Here is a 19,028-nt window from a genome sequence, read left to right on the forward strand (position 1 = left end):
GGGTCAATCGCGGGCGACAAGCCCGACCATCGGCCCCAGCGGCAGGCCGAAATCGGCCCGTCCCTGCGCGGGCACGAAGAGCCGCGAAATCGAGCCGTCGAAATAAAGCGCATTCGGCGCCCCAAGGCTGTCGCGGAAGAAGCGGGCGAAGCGGTGGAAGGTCACGGGCCGGTCGGAAATGACGAACCAGGCTGTCTGCCCGTCGGCCGACACCCCCACCCCGTTGCGGATATAGGTCGAGGTGCTGTCGGGCAGGAACCGCGGATGCAGCGCGCCGCCGATCACCAGCATCGGCCCCGATTGCGTGGCAAAGCGGCAGGCGGGCGGGGCCGCGGCAAAGGCGCGGCTTTCGATCACCGCAAAGCGGTCGGTCACGCAAAAGACGCCATTCGGCAGCAGGCCGAAATTCCCCGGCCCCTCGCGGGTGACGATCGGCTGCCGTTCGACGCCGTTTTCGATGTAAAGCCCGGCCGGATCGCGATCCGGCGAATACATCCCCGCATTCATCGCGAAAACCAGCCGCTCGCCCGGGGCAAGCCCGGCCTTGACCCGCTCGGCATTGCCGAGGATCTGGCCCCGCTCATTCTTCAGCCACAGCCGCACATCCTGCCCGGCCTGCGCCTGACAGACGGTGAAAGGCGTGTCCTCGAAGGTGACGGTGTGACAGGGGTCGGCGGCCAGCGCGAGGCGCGGCACCACCAGCGCCAGCGCTGCGAACAGCCGCGCCCAGACCGGCTTAATCGTCATCGCCTTCATCGTCATCGCGGGCGGCGATGTCGCGTTGCACGGTTTCATCGGAAAACAGCCGCCGGGTTTCATCGAGCCGGTCAAAGGTCTCGTCCATGCGAAACCGCAGATCGGGCGCATATTTCAGCGTCATCGCCTTGGCGACGTGATGGCGCAACTCGCCCGAATGGCGGCGCAGCGCGGCCAGCATCGCCTCGGCGCTGTCGCCCCCCAGCGTGCCGCCCAAAGGCGCGACATAGACCGTCGCCACCTTCAGATCCGGCGAGGTCCGCACCTCGCCCACGGTGATCGAGATCTTGTTCAGGTCCGGGTCATGCACATCGCCGCGCAAAAGCACGTCGGAAAGGGTGCGCCGGATCAGTTCGCCGACGCGAAGCTGACGTTGCGAGGGGCCATCGCCCGAGGAAAAACGGTTCTTTGCCATGCCCCGCACATAGGGCTTTCGGGCCCAGTACGCAACGGGGGCCGCAACGGGGCTTTGCCAAGCGGGCAGCCGCGGGCTAGGAAGGCGCAAACATCAGGAGAGTGAACATGGCAGACCTGCCGGGCATCGTGATCACGGGGATTTCGGGACGCATGGGGCGGATGCTGGCCGCGACGGTCGGCGCCTCGGACAAGGCACGGCTTGTCGGCGCGGTCGAGCGCGCGGGCCATGACTGGATCGGCCGCGATCTGGGCGAAGCTCTGGGCGGGCCGAAAACTGGCGTGACCGTGACCGATGATCCGCTGGAAGCCTTTGCCAGGGCGCAGGCGGTGATCGATTTCACCGCCCCCGCGGCGACGCTCGAATTCGCCCGTCTGGCCGCGCAGGCCCGCGCCGTGCATGTGATCGGCACGACGGGCTTCGAGAAAGAGCAGATCGCGGCGCTGGAACCCGCGTCGCGGCATTCGGTGCAGATCCGGGCGGGCAACATGAGCCTTGGCGTAAACCTGCTGACGAAACTGGCGAAGACCGTGGCGCAGGCACTTGATGCCGATTGGGACATCGAAGTGGTCGAGGCGCATCACAACCGCAAGGTCGATGCGCCCTCGGGCACGGCGCTGATGCTGGGCCAGGCCGCCGCCGCGGGCCGCGGCATCGACCTGGACGGCATGACCGAATCGGGTCGTCACGGCCTCACCGGCGCCCGGAAACACGGCGCCATCGGCTTTTCGGCGATCCGCGGCGGCGACATCGTGGGCGAACATGACGTGATCTTCGCCGCGGCGGGGGAACGCATCGTGCTGCGCCACATCGCCACCGACCGCGCGATCTTCGCCCGCGGCGCGCTCAAGGCCGCGCTCTGGGGCCAGACCCAGAAACCCGGCCAATACGACATGCTCGACGTGCTGGGGATCTGATCCCGCCCCCGCGCCTGATTTCACCTTGGCGCAAATATCCTCGGGGGTCCGGGGGCAGACAGCCCCCGGCGTCGGGCACAGGCGCCTCAGAAGTCGATGGCGATGCCCTTTTTCTCCCAATCGCCAAAGCGCACCGGCTCGGGCCCGTCGCGACCGCCGAATTCCTTCGGCAAGTCCGCGGCCTTGGCGGCCTTGCGCCGCTCCTCGGCCTCGGCCAGCGCGCGCAGCGCGGCGGGGGGCAGATCCTTCGGGGCATCTTCGCGCATCAAGGCCTCCGGCTTTGCGTTTCGGGTCGGGCCTGATATAGGCCGCCCCATCCACGGGAACAAGCAAGGGAAAGCGCCATGGCTTCGATCGATCCGGCCCGCCGTGCGGCAGCGGCGCTTCTGTCCGGCGTGCTGCAGGAACGGCTGACCTTGGCCGAACAGGCGGGTGAACTGGCCGCGCTGGCGCCCGCCGACCGCGCCCGGGCGCAACGGATCGCGCTGGCCACGCTGCGCAACCTGTCGCGCGCCGATGCGATGCTGAAACCGCATCTGCGCAAGGCGCCCCCCCCCGATCTGCATGCGCTCTTGCGCCTCGGCACGGTCGAGATCTGCGCGCTGGGCGAGGCCCCGCATGGCGTCACCGATGCGCTCGTTTCCCTGACCCGCTCGGGCGGGCAAAAGACCGAAGGCTTCGCCGGGCTGATCAATGCCGTGCTGCGCAAGATCGCCGCCGAGACCGAGCGCTGGGCGCGGCTCGATGCCCCCGCCCTGCCCGGCTGGCTGCGCGGGCGGCTGATGTCGGCTTACGGCAAGGTCGCGGTGATGCGGATGGAGGCCGCGCATCTGGCGGGCGCCGCCACCGATCTGTCGGTGAAAGCCGATGCCGAGACCTGGGCCGGGAAACTGGGCGCCGTGCTGCTGCCCACCGGCACGCTGCGGCTGGCGCAGGCCGGGCAGATCACCGAACTTCCGGGCTATGCGACGGGCGACTGGTGGGTGCAGGATGCCGCCGCCGCCCTGCCCGCGAAAGTGCTGAACGCGCAACCGGGCGAGCGCGTGCTCGATCTTTGCGCCGCGCCGGGCGGCAAGACGCTGCAACTGCTGGCCGCGGGCGCCGCTGTCACCGCGCTGGATGTTTCCGCCCCGCGTCTGGACCGGCTGGAAGAAAACCTCGCCCGCTGCGGGATGACGGCCGAAACCGTCGTCGCCGATGCGCTGGACTGGACCCCCGCGGCGCCCTTTGACGCGATCCTGCTGGATGCGCCCTGTTCCGCCACCGGCACGATTCGCCGCCACCCGGACCTGCCCTTCGTCAAGGATGCCAGCGGCATCAAGACCCTGGTCGCGCTGCAGGCGGCGCTGCTCGACCGGGCGCTGGGCTGGCTCAAACCCGGCGGGCGGCTGGTCTATGCCACCTGCTCGCTTCTGCCCGAGGAGGGCGAGGCGCAGATCGCCGCCGCCCTTGCCCGCCATCCGGGGCTGCAGATCCTGCCCGCGACGGTCCCGGGCCTTGATCCGGACTGGCGGACGGACACCGGCTGCCTGCGCCTGCGCCCCGATCTCTGGCCCGACTGCGGCGGGCTTGACGGCTTCTTCATCGCCGTGCTGCAGCGGCACGGCTGACCGGCAAAACACCCGATGACAGGACCCCGGCGGGACTTTATTCTGCGCCAAAAGCGACAACAGGCATGACGGTTCACATTCAAGGGCGGGCAGGATGACGGCGGGCAAGGGCAAATCCGCGCGGACCGGGTCGCGGGGGCGGCTGACGGGCCTCCTTGACCGGCTGGCGGCGCTGCGCGCCACCACGGCCAGCCCCGCCACCGGCTTCGTCAGCCAGCCCGAGCCGCGCTCGATCGGCTCCTTTGCCCGCGGACGGCAGATGATCGCCGGGAATTTCCTTTTTGCCGGGTTTCTGGTCGAGGGGCCCGACCGCTCGATCTGGGATCTGCCCGTCCCCGACCCGAGCTTCGAGGAGGCGCTGCAGGGCTGCACCTGGCTTGACGATCTGGCCGCGGTCGGCGACCGGCCCGCGCGGGAACGGGCACAGGCCTGGGTCTTCGACTGGATCGCCCGCTATGGCCGGGCCCGGGGGCCGGGCTGGACCCCGGATCTGACCGGGCGGCGGCTGATCCGGCTGATCACCCACGCGCTTTTCCTGCTCAACGGCCGCGACAAGACCGAGGCGCAGGCGTTTTTCCGCACCCTTGGCCAGCAGACGCTGTTTCTGGCGCGGCGCTGGCGCTCGGCCAGCCCCGGCCTGCCGCGGGTCGAGGCGCTGACCGGGCTGATCTATGCCAGCCTTGCGCTGACCGGGATGGAGCGCCATGCCGGCGCCGCGGCCGAGGCCCTGGCCGCCGAATGCACCGGGGACATCGACGCGGCAGGCGGCATTCCCACCCGCAACCCCGAGGAATTGCTGGAAGTTCTGACCCTGCTTCTGTGGGCCGCCGATGCGATGACCGCGGCCGGGCGCACGCCTTTGCCCGCGCATCTGGCCGCGATCGCGCGGATCGCGCCGACGTTGCGGACGCTGCGCCATGCCGATGGCGGGCTGGCGCGGTTTCATGGCGGCGGCCGCGGCGGCGAGGGGCGGCTGGATACGGCGCTGAACGCCTCCGGCACCCGCGCCGTGGCCCGGACCGGCCTGGCGATGGGCTTTGCCCGGCTGCATGCGGGCCGCAGCAGCCTGATCGTCGATGCGAGCGCCCCGCCCAAGGGCGCCGCCTCGGCCAATGCCCATGCCTCGACGCTGGCCTTTGAACTCACCTCGGGGCGCTGGCCCCTGATCGTCAGCTGCGGCTCGGGGGCGATGTTCGGCCCGGACTGGCACCGCGCCGGTCGCGCCACGCCCAGCCATTCGACGCTGGCGATCGAGGGCTATTCCTCGTCGCGCCTCGGCCCCGCCCGCCGCACCGGCGCGGCGATGCGGACCTGGTTGGAGGAAACGCCCTCGGAAGTCTGGATGCGCCCGGAAACCGACCCCGCCCGGCACGCGCTTTTCGGCCATGACGGCTATCTGCTCACCCACGGGCTGACCCATATCCGCGAGCTGGAGCTTGCCCCCGATGGCAACGCGCTGAAGGGGATGGACACGCTCGGCGCGATGACCAGCGCCGACAAGGCCCGGTTTGAAACCGTGTTTCAGGCCGATGCCCTGCGCGGCATCCCGTTTCAGATTCGCTTCCACATCCATCCCGAAGTCGATGCCACGCTCGACATGGGCGGCTGGGCGGTGTCGATGGCGCTCAAATCCGGGGAGATCTGGGTTTTCCGCTTTGACGGCCCGGTCGATCTGACGCTCGATCCCTCGGTCTATCTGGAAAAGGGCCGCCTGCGCCCGCGGGCCACGCAACAAATCGTGCTTTCGGGCCGTTTGCAGGCGCCGATCCAGCAAATCGGCTGGACCTTGGCCAAGGCTCAGGATACCCCCGGCGCCAATCAGGGCGAGCCCCGGCCGCCCGTTCCCGCTCCCTGACCACGGGCCGCGACGGCCCTTGCAAAGAAGGAAAGTCCCGTGACCCATCCCGTTCCGCTCACCCGTGCGCTGCTTTCGGTGTCCGACAAGACCGGTCTGGTCGATTTCGCCCGCGCGCTGGCCGCCCGCGGGGTCGAGCTGCTCTCGACCGGCGGCACCGCCAAGACGCTGCGCGAGGCGGGACTTTCGGTGCGCGACGTGGCCGAGGTGACCGGTTTCCCCGAGATGATGGATGGCCGCGTGAAGACGCTGCACCCGAAGGTGCATGGCGGTCTTCTGGCGCTGCGTGACAACACCGAACACCTGACCGCGATGGAAACCCATGGCATCGAGGTGATCGATCTGCTCGTCGTCAACCTTTACCCGTTCGAGGCCACCGTGGCCAAGGGCGCCGCCTATGACGACTGCATCGAGAATATCGACATCGGCGGCCCGGCGATGATCCGCGCCGCGTCGAAGAACCATGCCTTCGTCGCCACCGTGGTCGATGTCGAGGATTACGCCGCCGTTCTGGCGGAACTGGATGCCAACGACGGCAAGACCACCTTCGCCTTCCGGCAGCGGCTGGCGCAGATCGCCTATGCCCGCACCGCGGCCTATGATGCCGCCGTGTCCACCTGGATGGCGCAGGCGATCGGCGCGGAGGCCCCGCGCCGCCGCGCCTTTGCCGGGACGCTCGCGCAGACCCTGCGCTATGGCGAAAACCCGCATCAATCGGCCGCCTTCTATCTGGATGGCTCGGCCCGCCCGGGCGTCGCCACGGCGCAGCAGCATCAGGGCAAGGAACTGAGCTACAACAACATCAACGACACCGATGCGGCCTTTGAGCTGGTGGCGGAATTCCCGACCGAGGCCCCGGCCTGCGCGATCATCAAGCACGCCAACCCCTGCGGCGTGGCGACCGGCAAGACGATGCTCGAGGCCTACACCCGGGCGTTTGATTGCGACCGCACCTCGGCCTTTGGCGGCATCATCGCGCTGAACCAGACCCTTGACGCCGCGACGGCGGAAGAGATCTGCAAGATCTTCACCGAAGTCGTGATCGCCCCCGCGGCCTCCGACGAGGCGAAGGCGATCTTCGCCGCGAAAAAGAACCTGCGCCTGCTGACGACCGGGGCGCTTCCCGACCCGAAAGCCGCGATCACCAGCTTCCGCCAGGTCGCGGGCGGCTTCCTGGTGCAGGGCAAGGACAATGGCGCGATCACGCTCGATGATCTGAAGGTCGTCACCAAACGCGCGCCGAGCGAACAGGAGCTGAAAGACCTGCTCTTTGCCTGGAAGGTCGCGAAACACGTCAAGTCGAATGCGATCATCTATGTGCGTGACGGCGCCACCGTCGGCGTCGGCGCGGGGCAGATGAGCCGCGTCGACAGCACCCGGATCGCCGCCCGCAAGGCCGAGGACATGGCCGAGGTGATGGGCCTGCCCGCGCCGCTGACCAAGGGGTCGGTCGTTGCCTCTGACGCCTTCTTCCCCTTTGCCGACGGTCTGATCACCGCGGCCGAGGCAGGCGCGACGGCGATCATCCAGCCCGGCGGTTCGATGCGCGATCAGGACGTGATCGACGCCGCGAACGAACGCGGCCTCGCCATGGTCTTCACCGGCATGCGCCACTTCCGGCACTGAGGCATCATGCGACTGATGGCGCGGTTTGCGGCGGCGGTGCTGCTGCTCGATCAGGTGACGAAATTCATCGTCGTGCAATGGATCGGGCTCGACCGGATCGGCCAGATGGCGGTGCTGCCGCCCTGGTTCAACCTGCGCATGGCGTGGAACCGGGGCATCAACTTCGGCCTGTTCTCGGGCGAGGATGACATCACCCGCTGGGCCCTGGTCGTGATGGCGCTCGCCATCTCGGCCTGGGTCTGGCACTGGGTCAGCCGCCATCCGCAGGGGCTGCGCGGGCAGGTCGCCGCGGGGCTTTTGATCGGCGGGGCGCTGGGCAATGTGATCGACCGCATCGCCTATGGCGCGGTGGCCGATTTCCTCAATGTCTCGACACCGTTCTGGGACAACCCGTTTTCCTTCAACGTCGCCGATATCGCCATCTTCCTCGGCGCGGCGGGGCTGGTGCTGTTCACCGGCGAGGGCAAGTCCGGCCGGGCGTGAGTGCCTTTGGGACGTGACGTGCGGACGGTGATAGGCTAAGACGGGGCAAACGGCGATGGAGTGCTGCATGCGATCGGTGTCTGGAACGCTCGGGATTGCGCTGGTGACGGCGCTGGCCCTTGGCGGCTGCGGCGGCGCGAAGGACAAACAGCCCGAGCTGATGCACCTGCGGTCCTCGACCTCGGGGCCGGATGAATTCGGCATCCTGCCGACCAAGCCCCTTGCCATGCCTGACAGCCTGACCGAGCTGCCCGCGCCGACGCCGGGGGGCGCGAACATCACCGATCCGACGCCGCAGGCCGATGCCGTCGCGGCGCTGGGCGGCGATCCCGCCCGCGTGACCGGCACCGGCCGCGCCACCGGCGATGGCGGTCTGCTGGGCCATTCGGGGCGGTTCGGCACCGAAGCCGCGATCCGCGACCGGCTCGCCGCCGAGGATCTGGAATGGCGGCGCCAGCATGACGGCCGGTTGCTGGAACGGCTGTTCAACATCAACGTCTATCTCAAGGCCTATGCGCCGATGTCGCTTGACCAGCAGGCCGAGCTGGAGCGCTGGCGGCAGCAGGGTCTGCGCACCCCCGCCGCACCGCCCTCGGGCACGGCGCAGGAGGCGTTGCCGTAACGGCCGATCAAACCTGCGTCAGTCCCGCACCGTCACGGTTGTCTGTTGCGGCTGCGGCGTTACCCTGACGACAGATCGACGGAGGTGCTCATGCGCACGATGCTTGCCGGATTGTTCCTGACGGCGACGGCTTTTGGCGCGTCAGCCGCGCCGGTGACCCATTTTACCCTGGAGAACGGGCTTGAGGCCGTGGTGATCGAGGATCACCGCGCCCCGGTCGTGGTGCAGATGGTCTGGTACAGGGCCGGATCGGCCGACGAGGTCCGCGGCAAGTCGGGCATCGCCCATTACCTGGAACATCTGATGTTCAAGGGCACCGACACGCTGGCCCCGGGCGAATTGTCCAAGGTCGTGGCGGCGAATGGCGGCTCGGACAATGCCTTCACCAGCTATGATTACACCGCCTATTACCAGCGCATCGCCGCCGACCGGCTGGAACTGGTGATGCAGATGGAAGCCGACCGGATGCGCAACCTGCGCATCTCGCCCGATGACTGGAAGACCGAACGCGAGGTGATTCTGGAGGAACGCGCCCAGCGCACCGACAGCGATCCTTCGGCGCTGCTGAGCGAACAGATGCGGGCGGCGCAATTCCTCAACAGCCCCTATGGCACGCCGGTGATCGGCTGGCGTCAGGAGATGGAGGAGCTGACCCGCGAGGACGCGCTGGCCTGGTATCGGCGCTATTATGCGCCGAATGATGCCGTGCTGGTGGTGGCGGGCGACGTGACGCCCGATCAGGTGAAGGCGCTGGCGACGAAATATTACGGCCCGCTGGCCCCGTCCCAGGACATCCCGCCGCGTGTCCGCCCGCAGGAGCCGCCGCAGCTCGCTGCCCGGCGCATGGTGTTTCGCGATGCCCGCATCGCCCAGCCCTATGTGATGCGCAGCTATCTGGCCCCCGAACGCGATCCGGGCGATCAGAAACAGGCCGCGGCGCTGACGATTCTGGCGGAGCTGCTGGGCGGCAACATGGCGACCTCGGTTCTGGGGCGCAAACTGGTGTTCGAGGCGGGCGATGCGATCCATGTCTCGGCGGGCTATGACGGCATGTCGATCGACAAGACCACTTTCACGCTGGCGGTGATGCCCGCGAAAGATGTCGACCTGCCCAGTGCGGAAGCCGCGCTGGACAAGGCTTTGGCCGATTTCCTCACCGACGGCATCGACCCGGCACAGTTCGAGCGCATCCGCACGCAGATCCGCGCCAGCCAGATCTATGAACAGGACGACACCGAGGCGCTGGCGCAGCGCTATGGCGAGGCGCTGGCCTCGGGCTTTTCCGTCGCTGATGTCGCGGCCTGGCCCGAGGTGCTGATGTCGGTCACCCCCGACGACGTGATGGCCGCCGCCACGGCGCTGTTCGATCCGGCGGGCTCGGTGACGGTCTTTGCCGAAACCGCGGGCGGCGGCGGCGCGCCGGTTTCCGCCGCCCCCGCCCCCGTCGCACCCGTCCTGACCCCGGAGGCCACGCAATGATCCTTCGCGCCCCGTTTCGCCTGCTTGCCGCGCTTGCCCTGACGGTCCTCTCCGTCCTGCCCGCCGCGGCGATCGAGATCACCGAGGTCACCTCGCCCGGCGGCATCAGGGCCTGGCTGGTCGAGGCGCATGACATCCCCTTCACCGCGCTGGAAATCCGCTTTCGCGGCGGGGCGAGCCTCGATGAGCCGGGCAAGCGCGGTGCCACCAACCTGATGACGGCGACGCTGGAAGAGGGCTCGGCCGATCTGGACAGCCAGGGCTTTGCCGCGGCGCAGGAGGCCCTTGCCGCCAGTTTCAAATTCGACATCGACGATGACACGCTGAGCATCTCCGCCCGGATGCTTACCGAAAACCGCGACAAGGCGGTCGATCTTTTGCACGGCGCGCTGACGGATCCGCATTTCGATCAGGCCTCGGTCGATCGGGTGCGCGGGCAGGTGCTGTCGATCATCGCCTCGGAAACGCAGGATCCGCAGGCGCTTGCGGGCGAGGCCTTCCGCAAGCTGGCTTATGGTGATCATCCCTATGGCACCTCGCTGAACGGCACGCTTGACAGCGTGCAGGCGCTGACCCGCGAGGACATGTTCACCGCCAAGGCCCGGGTGATGGCCCGCGACCGGCTGGTGGTTTCGGCGGTGGGCGACATCACCCCCGCCGATCTGGGCCCGCTGCTCGACAAGCTTCTGGGCGAGCTGCCCGCCACCGGTGCGCCCCTGCCGCCGCGCGCAAATCTGACCCTGACCGGCGGCGTGACCGTCGTTCCCTTCGACACGCCGCAGGCGACGGTGATCTTTGGCGAACAGGGTCTGGCGATGTCGGACCCGGATTTCTTCCCCGCCTATGTCTTCAACGAGATCCTCGGCGCGGGCGGGTTTTCCTCGCGGCTGATGGAGGAGGTGCGGGAAAAGCGCGGCCTGACCTATGGCATCTACACCTATCTGGTGCCGAAGGATCTGGCCGAGACCTGGCAGGGCAGCTTCTCCTCGGCCAATGGCAAGGTGGCGGAAGCGATCGAGATCGTGAAGGCGGAATGGGCCAGGGCCGCGACGGGCAAGGTCACGGACCGCGAACTGGCCGATGCCAAGACCTATCTGACCGGCGCCTATCCTTTGCGCTTTGACGGCAACGGCAATATCGCCGACATTCTGGCGGGCATGCAGCTGAACGGCCTGCCGGTCGATTACATCAACAGCCGCAACGACCGGGTCAATGCGGTGACCAAGGCCGACATCGCCCGCGTGGCGCAGCGGCTGATCAAGGCCGAGGGGCTGCGCTTTGTCGTCGTCGGCCAGCCCGAGGGGCTGAAGTAAGCCCCGAATCTGTTGGGCTCGGTTTCGGGCTGTGCTATCCCTTGTGGCATGAACGCACAGCCCCCCCAGATCGGCGCCTCCCGCCCGGTGATCCGCCAGCTTGACGACGCCGCCGCCAACCGCATCGCGGCGGGCGAGGTGGTCGAACGCCCTGCCTCGGCGGTGAAGGAACTGGTGGAAAACGCGCTCGATGCCGGGGCCAGCCGGGTCGAGATCGCCTATGCGGACGGCGGCAAGACGCTGATCCGGATCAGTGACGACGGCTGCGGCATGACCGCCGAAGACCTGCCCTTGGCACTGTCGCGGCATGCGACGTCGAAGATCGACGGCTCGGACCTTCTGAACATCCACACCTTCGGGTTCCGCGGCGAGGCCCTGCCCTCGCTCGGCGCGGTCGGACGGCTGACGATCACCTCGCGCGCCGAGGGGTTTGACGCCGCGCAGATCACCGTTTCAGGCGGCCAGATCGGCGCGGTGAAACCGGCGGCGCTGAACCGCGGCACCGTGGTCGAGCTGCGCGATCTGTTCTTTGCCACCCCGGCGCGGCTGAAATTCCTGCGCACCGACCGGACCGAGGCGCAGGCCATCGCCGACACGGTGAAGCGCCTCGCCATGGCCGAGCCCTATGTCAGCTTCAGTTTGCGCGAGATCGCGGGCACCGAGACGCGGGAAATCTTTCGCGCCGATGCCGAACAGGGCGAGCTGTTCGGCGCGCTCTCGGGCCGGTTGGGCCGCATCCTGGGCCGGGCCTTTGCCGACAATGCCGTGCCCCTCGATGCCGAACGCGAGGGCATCCGGCTGACCGGCTATGCCGCCCTGCCCACCTATTCCCGCGGCGCCGCGATCGAGCAATTCCTGTTCGTCAACGGCCGCCCGGTGCGCGACAAGATGCTTCTGGGCGCGCTTCGGGCCGCCTATATCGACGTGCTGTCGCGCGACCGCCACCCGGCTGCGGTTCTGTTCCTGACCTGCGATCCCGAATCGGTCGATGTCAACGTTCACCCCGCCAAGGCCGAGGTCCGCTTTCGCGAAACGGGCGTGCCGCGGGGCCTGATCGTGACCGGCATCCGCCACGCGCTGGCGCAATCGGGGCATCGGTCGTCCTCCACCGTTGCCACCGCCACCTTGGGCGCGATGCAGCCCGAACCGGCGCAGCCCCGCCTCTATCAGATGGAGCGGCCAAGTTACGGGGCGATCCGCAATGCCTTTGCCGCGCAGATGCCCCTGCAAAGCTTCGACGAGGCGCCCCAACCCTTCACCGCGCCCTTCGCCCCCTCGGCCCGGGTCGAGCCCGCCCCGCCCGAAACGGCGGCGCTGATCCACCGCCCCTTGGGGGCCGCGCGGGCGCAGCTGCATGAAAACTACATCATCGCCCAGACCGAGCGCGGCATGGTGATCGTCGATCAACACGCCGCGCATGAGCGGCTGGTCTATGAACGGCTGAAAGCGCAAAGCGCCGAAAAGGGCATCGCGGCGCAGGCGCTCTTGATCCCCGAAATCGTCGAGCTTTCCCCCGCCGAAGCCGCACGGCTGCTCGATGTGGCCGAGGACCTGCACCGGCTTGGTCTGGCGATCGAGCCCTTCGGCGGCAGTGCCATCGCGGTGCGCGAAACCCCGGCGATCCTTGGGGAAATCAATGCCGCCGCGCTTTTGCGCGATATTCTGGATGAGCTGGCCGATCAGGGCGACAGCCTGCGGCTGCAATCGAAAATCGACGCGGTGCTGTCGCGGATGTCCTGTCACGGCTCGATCCGCTCCGGCCGGCAGATGCGGGTCGAGGAGATGAACGCGCTCTTGCGCGAGATGGAGGCCACCCCGCTTTCGGGCCAGTGCAACCACGGCCGCCCGACCTATGTCGAGCTGAAACTCTCCGACATCGAACGGCTCTTCGGCCGGACATGATGCAGATCGGCCCGCATCTGATCGACCTGCAGGACCCGCTGGTGCAGACGGCCTTGGGTGCGGCGGGGCTTGTCGTGCTGCTCATCCTGCTGATGCTGCGGGCGTCGCTGCGCGCGGCGAAGGCGCTGGACCCGCTGGCGGGGACCCTTTTGCAACTGGCGCAACGGGTGCAGGCGCTGTCCGATGGCCAGCACCAGCTCGCAGGCGGGCTGCATCATGTGAGCGAGGCGCAGGCGGCCAGCCAAAGCCGGATGCTGCAATTGATGGAGGCGCGGCTGGCCGAGGTGAACCGGGCGATGACCGAAAGCCTGCACGGCTCGGCCACCCGCACGGCGCGCAGCCTGGGCGATCTGCAACAGCGGCTGGCCGCCATCGACAAGGCGCAGGCGAATATCGAGAAGCTTTCGGGCAATGTGCTCGGGTTGCAGGACATTCTGTCGAACAAGCAGACCCGCGGCGCGTTCGGGGAAATCCAGCTGCATGACATCGTGCAAAAGGCGCTGCCGCGCGATTCCTACACGATGCAGGCGACGCTTTCGAACGGGCGGCGCGCCGATTGCCTGATCCATCTGCCGCATCCGCCCGGGCCCATTGTCATCGACAGCAAATTCCCGCTCGAAGCCTATGAAGCCCTGCGCCGGGCCGAGAACCAGAGCCAGCTGATCGAGGCGCAACGGATGATGCGGATCTCGCTGCGCGCGCATATCCGGGCGATCGCGGACCGCTACATCCTCGAGGGCGAGACCTCGGACGGGGCGCTGTTGTTCCTGCCTTCCGAAGCTGTCTATGCCGAGCTGCACGCGAATTTCCCCGAACTGGTGCGCGAGGGTTTCGCCGCCAAGGTCTGGATCGTCTCGCCGACCACCTGCATGGCGACGCTGCACACGATGCGCGCGGTCTTGAAGGATGCGCGGATGCGGGCGCAGGCGGGGGCGATCCGGCGTGAACTGGCGGCGCTGCATGGGGATGTCGGGCGGCTGGGCGAGCGGGTGGCAAACCTTGACCGCCATTTCGGCATGGCCGCGCGCGACATCGAAGAGATCAAGACCTCCGCCGAAAAGGCGGGCAAACGGGCGCATCGGCTCGACAATTTCGACTTCGAGGAGCTGGCGGCCGAGCCCCCCCTGCGGCTTGCCGTCAAAAGCCGAGATGGCGCTTGCGTCACGGCCGATCCGGGACGAGAGTGAAGGAACAGGAGGACGTGTCATGCTGCCGATCAGCCCGTCGAAAATCGCCCATGTGATCATCCGCGCCCGGAAATTCGACGCCGAGGTGCCCGGGTCCGGTCAGGGGCGCGAGCTGCGCGCCTTCATCGCCGCGCTGAACGAGGATGAACAGGCGGCGCTGACCGCGCTGATGTGGATCGGGCGCGAAACCTTCGAGGCCGCGGAATTCGACGAGGCCTTCGAGACCGCCAAGGCCGAGGCGACGGCGCCGACCGAAGACTATCTCCTCGGCATTCCGATGCTGGCCGATTACCTTGAAGACGGGCTGAATGCGATGGGCGTCAGCCTGGAAGAGGCCGAGGACGAGATTCACCCCACTGTTTGAAAAAGGGGGGGGCTCTGCCCCCCGTCCGCAAGCGGACTCCCCCCGGGATATTTGCACCAAGGTGACAGCAGATCCCGGTCTTGCCTTTCACCTTGGCGAAAATATCCCACGGGGGTGCGGGGGTGTGAAACCCCCGCTCAGGCTTCGGTTCAGGCGACCAGCCGGTAGCCGCCCGACTCGGTGATCAGCAACCGCGCATTCGACGGATCGGGTTCGATCTTCTGCCGCAGCCGGTAGATGTGGGTTTCGAGCGTATGCGTGGTCACCCCCGCATTGTAGCCCCAGACCTCGTGCAGCAGCACGTCGCGCGCCACCACCCCGTCCTGCGCCCGATAGAGGAACTTCAGGATGTTGGTTTCCTTTTCCGTCAACCGGATCTTGCGCTCCTTGGCGTCGATCAGCATCTTCATCGCCGGCTTGAACGTATACGGCCCAAGCTGGAACACCGCATCTTCCGACTGTTCATGCGTGCGCAGCTGGGCGCGGATGCGGGCCAGCAGCACCGGGAACTTGAACGGCTTGGTGATGTAATCATTCGCGCCGCTGTCAAGGCCAAGGATCGTGTCGGCGTCGGTATCATGGCCGGTCAGCATCATGATCGGGCATTTCACCCCTTGCTTGCGCAGCTTCTTGCACAGCTCGCGGCCGTCGGTATCGGGCAGGCCGACATCGAGCATGACAAGGTCATAAAGCGCCCCCTTGGCCTTTTCGACGCCTTCGGCGCCCGAGCCCGCCTCGAACACGTCGAATTCCTCGGTCGCGATCAGTTGCTCGGCCAGCGCCTCGCGCAGGTCGCTGTCGTCATCCACCAGAAGAATTTTCTTCAATCCGGCCATCTTTGCCTCCCGGTCTTGCTGCGGTTTCCGTCAAGCTGGACTCTCATCACGACTGCGGCAAGGGAGGTGAAATCTTTCTCACGCAAGGGTGACGCAGGGGCGGGAAGTGTTTCAATCTGTTTCAGTCATCGCTATCTTCCAGCCATGGAAACGCCCTCCCTTCTTGGCCCGAGCGCCCTTGAGCTTGTGAACCGTGCCCGCGCCGATCTGCGGCTCGGGCTTCCCGTCGTGCTCTCGGGGCAGGGTCTGGCCGTTGCCGTCGAGACGCTCTCGCCCGAGCGTCTGGCAGCGCTGCGCAGTCTCGGGCCGCTGACGCTGGCGCTGACCGCCTGGCGGGCCGAAACGCTGAAAGCCCGGGTCTATGACGCGGATCTCGCCCGGATCGCCGTGCCCGAGGACGCCGATCTGGCCTGGCTGCGGGCGCTGGCCGATCCGGCAGATGATCTGCGCGTGCCGATGAAAGGGCCGCTGACCAGCCTGCGCGGCGGCGATGCGGATCTGGCCCGTGCCGCGATCGGGCTGTGCAAGACGGCGCAGCTTCTGCCCGCGGCGCTGCTCGCGCCTCTGCCCGATCCCGCGCCAAAGGGGCTGACCGCGCTTGATGCCCCGCAGGTCTTGCACCTGCTGTCCTCGGAAGCCGCCTTTGCCCCGGTGGCCGCGGCGCGGGTGCCGATGCGGGCGGCGGAAAAGGGGCGGCTGCATATCTTCCGCCCCGACGATGGCGGGCCGGAACATTACGCGATCGAGATCGGTTCCCCGGACCGGGCGCAACCCGTGCTGGCGCGGCTGCATTCGGCCTGTTTCACCGGCGATGTGATGGGCTCGCTGAAATGCGATTGCGGGCCGCAACTCGATGCGGCACTGCACCAGATGGGGGCCGAGGGGGCGGGCGTGCTGCTCTACCTCAATCAGGAGGGCCGCGGCATCGGCCTTGCCAACAAGATGCGCGCCTATTCGCTGCAGGATCAGGGCTTTGACACGGTCGAGGCGAACCACCGGCTGGGCTTCGAGGATGACGAACGCGATTTCCGCATCGGCGCGGCGCTGTTGAAAAAGCTCGGCTTCAACGCGGTGCGGCTTTTGACCAACAACCCGGCCAAGGTGCGGATGCTGGCAACCCACGGCATTGCGGTGACCGAGCGGGTGCCGCTGCAGGTCGGCAAAAGCCGCCACAACGAAGCCTATCTGGCCACCAAGGCGGCGAAATCGGGGCATCTGCTGTGATCCGCCTGACCGCCACCGGACTTCTGTTCCACGGTCGCCGCCATCCGGTGCAGATCGGCCGCGGCGGGCTGAGCCTGACGAAACGCGAAGGCGACGGCGCCACCCCGATCGGCCGGTTGCGCATCGTCGGGATGCTTTACCGCGCCGACCGCCTGCCCCGCCCGGCGACATGGGCCAGGCCCATCGGCCCGCGGGACCTGTGGTGCGACGATCCCGACCACCCCGCCTACAACCAGCCGGTGAAGGCGCCGTTCAAACCCAGCCACGAACGCCTCGCCCGCCGCGATCCGCTTTACGACATCGTGCTGATCACCGACTGGAACTACCCGAAAGCCGCGCCCGGCAAGGGCTCGGCGATCTTCCTGCATCAGCGCCGCCGCCTTGGCTATCCGACCGCGGGCTGTCTTGCGCTCTGCCGCGCCGATCTGCTCAAACTCGCCCGCAACCTGAAGCCCGGCACGGAGATCGAGATCCCGAATCTCGCCTGCTTTCACCTTGGTGCAAATATCCCGGGGTCCGGGGCAGCGCCCCGGTCCGCCGACAAGGCCTAGGCCTTCGCGCCGTAATCGCGCGCCCCGAAAATGGCCGAGCCCACGCGCACATGCGTGGCCCCCGCGGCGATCGCCGCCTCGAAATCCGAACTCATCCCCATCGAAAGCCCGGTCAGCCCGTTGCGCGCCGCCATCCCCGCCAGCAGGGCGAAATGCGGCGCTGGATCTTCCGCTTCGGGCGGAATGCACATCAGCCCGACCACCGGCAGATCGAGCCGCCGCGCCTCGGCGACGAAAGCATCCAGGGCCTCGGGCGGAACCCCCGCCTTTTGCGGCTCGGCGCCGGTGTTGACCTGCACGAAAAGATCCGGGCTGCCCCCCCGCACCTGCGCCAGCGCGGCCAGCTTCACCGCCAATGAGGACCGGTCGAGCGTGTGGATCGCCTCGAACAGCGCCACCGCCTGCTTCGCCTTGTTCGTCTGCAGCGGCCCGATCATGTGCACGCAAACGCCCGGGAACTCTGCCCGCCAGGCGGGCCATTTGCCCGCGGCTTCCTGCACGTAATTTTCGCCGAACAGCCGCTGCCCCTCGTCCAGCACCGCCAGCACCCGGTCGGGCGGCTGCACCTTCGACACGGCGATCAGCCGCACCGATCCCTCGACCCGGCCCGCGGCGCGGGTCGCCTCCGCGATCCGGCGCTCAATCTCCTGCAATCCCATGGCGATCTCCTTTGCGGCGCAATCCAGCACAGGGCGCCGAAAAAGAAAAGAGCGGGCCAAGGCCCGCTCTTTCCCAATCAGGTTCTGACGGATCAGAACTTGAATTTCACGCCCATGTTGGCGGTGACGTCGGTGTCATCCGCGTCGTCGTCTTGGATACCAGCCGCGAGGATCGCGCCGCCGCCGAGATCGTAGTCGGCGCCAAGGCCGTACCAGGTCACGTCGGTGTCGTTGGTGAAGTTGACTTTTTGCACGTAGCCTTTGACGGTGGTCGCGCCGAAGGCCGAGGCAACGCTCAGGCCGATCGCGTCGTCAACCGGGTTTTCGTCGCCGCCAACAGCGTAGTAGCCTTTGACGTCGGTGGTGCCGAATTTCGCCATGCCGGCGAGTTCGGTTTGGCTCATGTCGAGGCCAGCGCCATCACGGTCGAGGATCTCGTGGCCGAGACCGACGGTGTAGTTGCCGAAGGTGTAAGCCGCGGCCACCGAGTAAGCTTGGGTGTCTTCTTCGTACGAGCCGACCATTTTCGAGCCGTAGCCATGACCGTCGGTCATCGCAGCGGCGACCGAGAACGCACCGGCGCTGTAGGTGTACATCAGACCCGAAGTGGTTTCGTTGTCGAGGGTCAGGTAGGGGATGTCATTGGTCAGACCAATTTGGGTGCCCCAGTCATCACCCATGTAGCCCACGTCGGCCAGATCGCCGAAGAGTTCTTCCGGAGCCGAGGCGATATCGCCCATGGTCAGCTTACCAAACGCGCCCGACATGAAGACGGTGCCACGGTTGCCGTTGCGCGGATCTTCGGTGCCAGCGGCGTTGCTGCGGATGTCCGAGGTTTTGAAGGTCGCGCCGAATTCCAGGCCCGAGTCGGTGGTGCCCGAGAGCGTGAAGATCACGCGGGCGCGGCTCGAGAAGTTCCAGTCTTCGCCGTTGTAGGTCGCACCCATGCGGGCGTCACCCGAGAGTTTCACTTCGGCGGCGGCGGCGCCGGCGACCATGACGAGCGCGGTCGACGCGATGAGAAGCTTTTTCATTTTTCCCTCATTTTGCTAAGGTAAGCCCCAACTCAGGGGAATCCGAGGTGGGTACGGAGGCTTTTTCTCTCGCCACGCCTCATATTGCAACGAAAACGGGACCGAACCGGCCAAAGCGAAACTGCGTGGTGCAGCTTTGCCACAGTCCCCCGCTGGGACCGCCGGGCGTTGCGACCCGGTGCGGGCGGCCTCGCG

The 19,028-nt window shown here is 67.5% G+C and carries 19 protein-coding genes; 13 read left to right on the top strand and 6 right to left on the bottom strand.

The genetic code is table 11. The annotated features are described in order from the left end of the window. Positions 1-3 precede the first annotated feature (3 nt). Both FBT96_RS10970 and rbfA read right to left on the bottom strand, forming a co-directional pair. On the bottom strand, positions 4-747 hold the full coding sequence (locus tag FBT96_RS10970) for a phosphodiester glycosidase family protein (protein WP_136906573.1): 744 nt from the start codon (positions 745-747) through the stop codon (positions 4-6). After that, on the bottom strand, positions 737-1,171 hold the full coding sequence (gene rbfA, locus FBT96_RS10975; RefSeq protein ID WP_136906575.1) for a 30S ribosome-binding factor RbfA: 435 nt from the start codon (positions 1,169-1,171) through the stop codon (positions 737-739). The genes FBT96_RS10970 and rbfA overlap by 11 nt, the downstream gene beginning before the upstream one ends. Positions 1,172-1,278: 107 nt before the next feature. Between rbfA and dapB the strand changes: the two genes are divergently transcribed. Beyond that, positions 1,279-2,088 (top strand): 4-hydroxy-tetrahydrodipicolinate reductase, encoded by an 810-nt coding sequence (gene dapB / locus FBT96_RS10980; protein WP_136906577.1) that lies wholly within the window; start codon positions 1,279-1,281, stop codon positions 2,086-2,088. Positions 2,089-2,174: 86 nt separating this feature from the next. Here the strand turns inward: dapB and FBT96_RS10985 are convergent, their stop codons facing one another. After that, positions 2,175-2,354 carry a DUF1674 domain-containing protein gene (locus tag FBT96_RS10985; protein ID WP_136906579.1) on the bottom strand — a complete coding sequence of 60 codons (180 nt, stop codon included), beginning with the start codon at positions 2,352-2,354 and terminating at the stop codon, positions 2,175-2,177. Positions 2,355-2,432: 78 nt separating this feature from the next. Between FBT96_RS10985 and FBT96_RS10990 the strand changes: the two genes are divergently transcribed. The 10 genes from FBT96_RS10990 (at position 2,433) to FBT96_RS11035 (ending at position 14,529) form a co-directional block, all read left to right on the top strand. Further along, positions 2,433-3,698: an RsmB/NOP family class I SAM-dependent RNA methyltransferase gene (locus FBT96_RS10990; RefSeq protein WP_136906581.1), complete on the top strand. Its 1,266-nt coding sequence runs from the start codon at positions 2,433-2,435 to the stop codon at positions 3,696-3,698. Positions 3,699-3,792: 94 nt separating this feature from the next. After that, entirely contained in the window at positions 3,793-5,553 is a 1,761-nt protein-coding gene (locus tag FBT96_RS10995; RefSeq protein ID WP_136906583.1) for a heparinase II/III family protein, read from the top strand. 39 nt (positions 5,554-5,592) lie between these two features. Further along, positions 5,593-7,179, top strand: coding sequence for a bifunctional phosphoribosylaminoimidazolecarboxamide formyltransferase/IMP cyclohydrolase (purH, locus tag FBT96_RS11000; protein WP_136906585.1), 1,587 nt, complete (start codon positions 5,593-5,595; stop codon positions 7,177-7,179). A 6-nt stretch (positions 7,180-7,185) separates the two neighbouring features. Further along, complete coding sequence (gene lspA, locus FBT96_RS11005; RefSeq protein WP_136906587.1) at positions 7,186-7,662, top strand: signal peptidase II; 477 nt, start codon at positions 7,186-7,188, stop codon at positions 7,660-7,662. A gap of 67 nt (positions 7,663-7,729) precedes the next feature. Next, on the top strand, positions 7,730-8,284 hold the full coding sequence (locus tag FBT96_RS11010) for a DUF3035 domain-containing protein (protein ID WP_136906589.1): 555 nt from the start codon (positions 7,730-7,732) through the stop codon (positions 8,282-8,284). A gap of 90 nt (positions 8,285-8,374) precedes the next feature. Next, the gene (locus FBT96_RS11015) at positions 8,375-9,763 is read left to right on the top strand and encodes a M16 family metallopeptidase (RefSeq protein ID WP_136906591.1); all 1,389 of its coding nucleotides are present in this window, start codon (positions 8,375-8,377) and stop codon (positions 9,761-9,763) included. Continuing rightward, the gene (locus FBT96_RS11020) at positions 9,760-11,076 is read left to right on the top strand and encodes a M16 family metallopeptidase (protein ID WP_136906593.1); all 1,317 of its coding nucleotides are present in this window, start codon (positions 9,760-9,762) and stop codon (positions 11,074-11,076) included. Before FBT96_RS11015 ends, FBT96_RS11020 begins: the two co-directional genes overlap by 4 nt. Positions 11,077-11,124: 48 nt before the next feature. Then, positions 11,125-12,978: a DNA mismatch repair endonuclease MutL gene (mutL, locus tag FBT96_RS11025; RefSeq protein WP_136906595.1), complete on the top strand. Its 1,854-nt coding sequence runs from the start codon at positions 11,125-11,127 to the stop codon at positions 12,976-12,978. Then, positions 12,975-14,165 carry a DNA recombination protein RmuC gene (locus FBT96_RS11030; protein WP_136906597.1) on the top strand — a complete coding sequence of 397 codons (1,191 nt, stop codon included), beginning with the start codon at positions 12,975-12,977 and terminating at the stop codon, positions 14,163-14,165. The genes mutL and FBT96_RS11030 overlap by 4 nt, the downstream gene beginning before the upstream one ends. Before the next feature lie 19 nt (positions 14,166-14,184). Next, a complete protein-coding gene (locus FBT96_RS11035; protein ID WP_136906599.1) occupies positions 14,185-14,529 on the top strand; it encodes a DUF3775 domain-containing protein in 345 nt (114 codons plus the stop codon). Positions 14,530-14,678: 149 nt separating this feature from the next. Here the strand turns inward: FBT96_RS11035 and FBT96_RS11040 are convergent, their stop codons facing one another. Then, positions 14,679-15,365 carry a response regulator transcription factor gene (locus FBT96_RS11040; RefSeq protein ID WP_136906601.1) on the bottom strand — a complete coding sequence of 229 codons (687 nt, stop codon included), beginning with the start codon at positions 15,363-15,365 and terminating at the stop codon, positions 14,679-14,681. 144 nt (positions 15,366-15,509) lie between these two features. Here FBT96_RS11040 and ribA point away from each other — a divergent pair, with 144 nt between their 5' ends. Both ribA and FBT96_RS11050 read left to right on the top strand, forming a co-directional pair. Further along, positions 15,510-16,589 (top strand): GTP cyclohydrolase II, encoded by a 1,080-nt coding sequence (gene ribA / locus FBT96_RS11045; RefSeq protein WP_136906603.1) that lies wholly within the window; start codon positions 15,510-15,512, stop codon positions 16,587-16,589. After that, the gene (locus tag FBT96_RS11050; RefSeq protein ID WP_169583387.1) at positions 16,586-17,140 is read left to right on the top strand and encodes a L,D-transpeptidase family protein; all 555 of its coding nucleotides are present in this window, start codon (positions 16,586-16,588) and stop codon (positions 17,138-17,140) included. Before ribA ends, FBT96_RS11050 begins: the two co-directional genes overlap by 4 nt. Here the strand turns inward: FBT96_RS11050 and FBT96_RS11055 are convergent. Then, positions 17,137-17,799, bottom strand: coding sequence for a YggS family pyridoxal phosphate-dependent enzyme (locus FBT96_RS11055; RefSeq protein WP_136906605.1), 663 nt, complete (start codon positions 17,797-17,799; stop codon positions 17,137-17,139). The two genes, FBT96_RS11050 and FBT96_RS11055, sit on opposite strands and share 4 nt — an antisense overlap. A 92-nt stretch (positions 17,800-17,891) precedes the next feature. Then, positions 17,892-18,833: a porin gene (locus tag FBT96_RS11060; RefSeq protein WP_136906607.1), complete on the bottom strand. Its 942-nt coding sequence runs from the start codon at positions 18,831-18,833 to the stop codon at positions 17,892-17,894. Positions 18,834-19,028 lie beyond the last annotated feature (195 nt).

This window comes from Rhodobacter capsulatus (assembly GCF_005144475.1).
Classification (GTDB): domain Bacteria; phylum Pseudomonadota; class Alphaproteobacteria; order Rhodobacterales; family Rhodobacteraceae; genus Rhodobacter; species Rhodobacter capsulatus_C.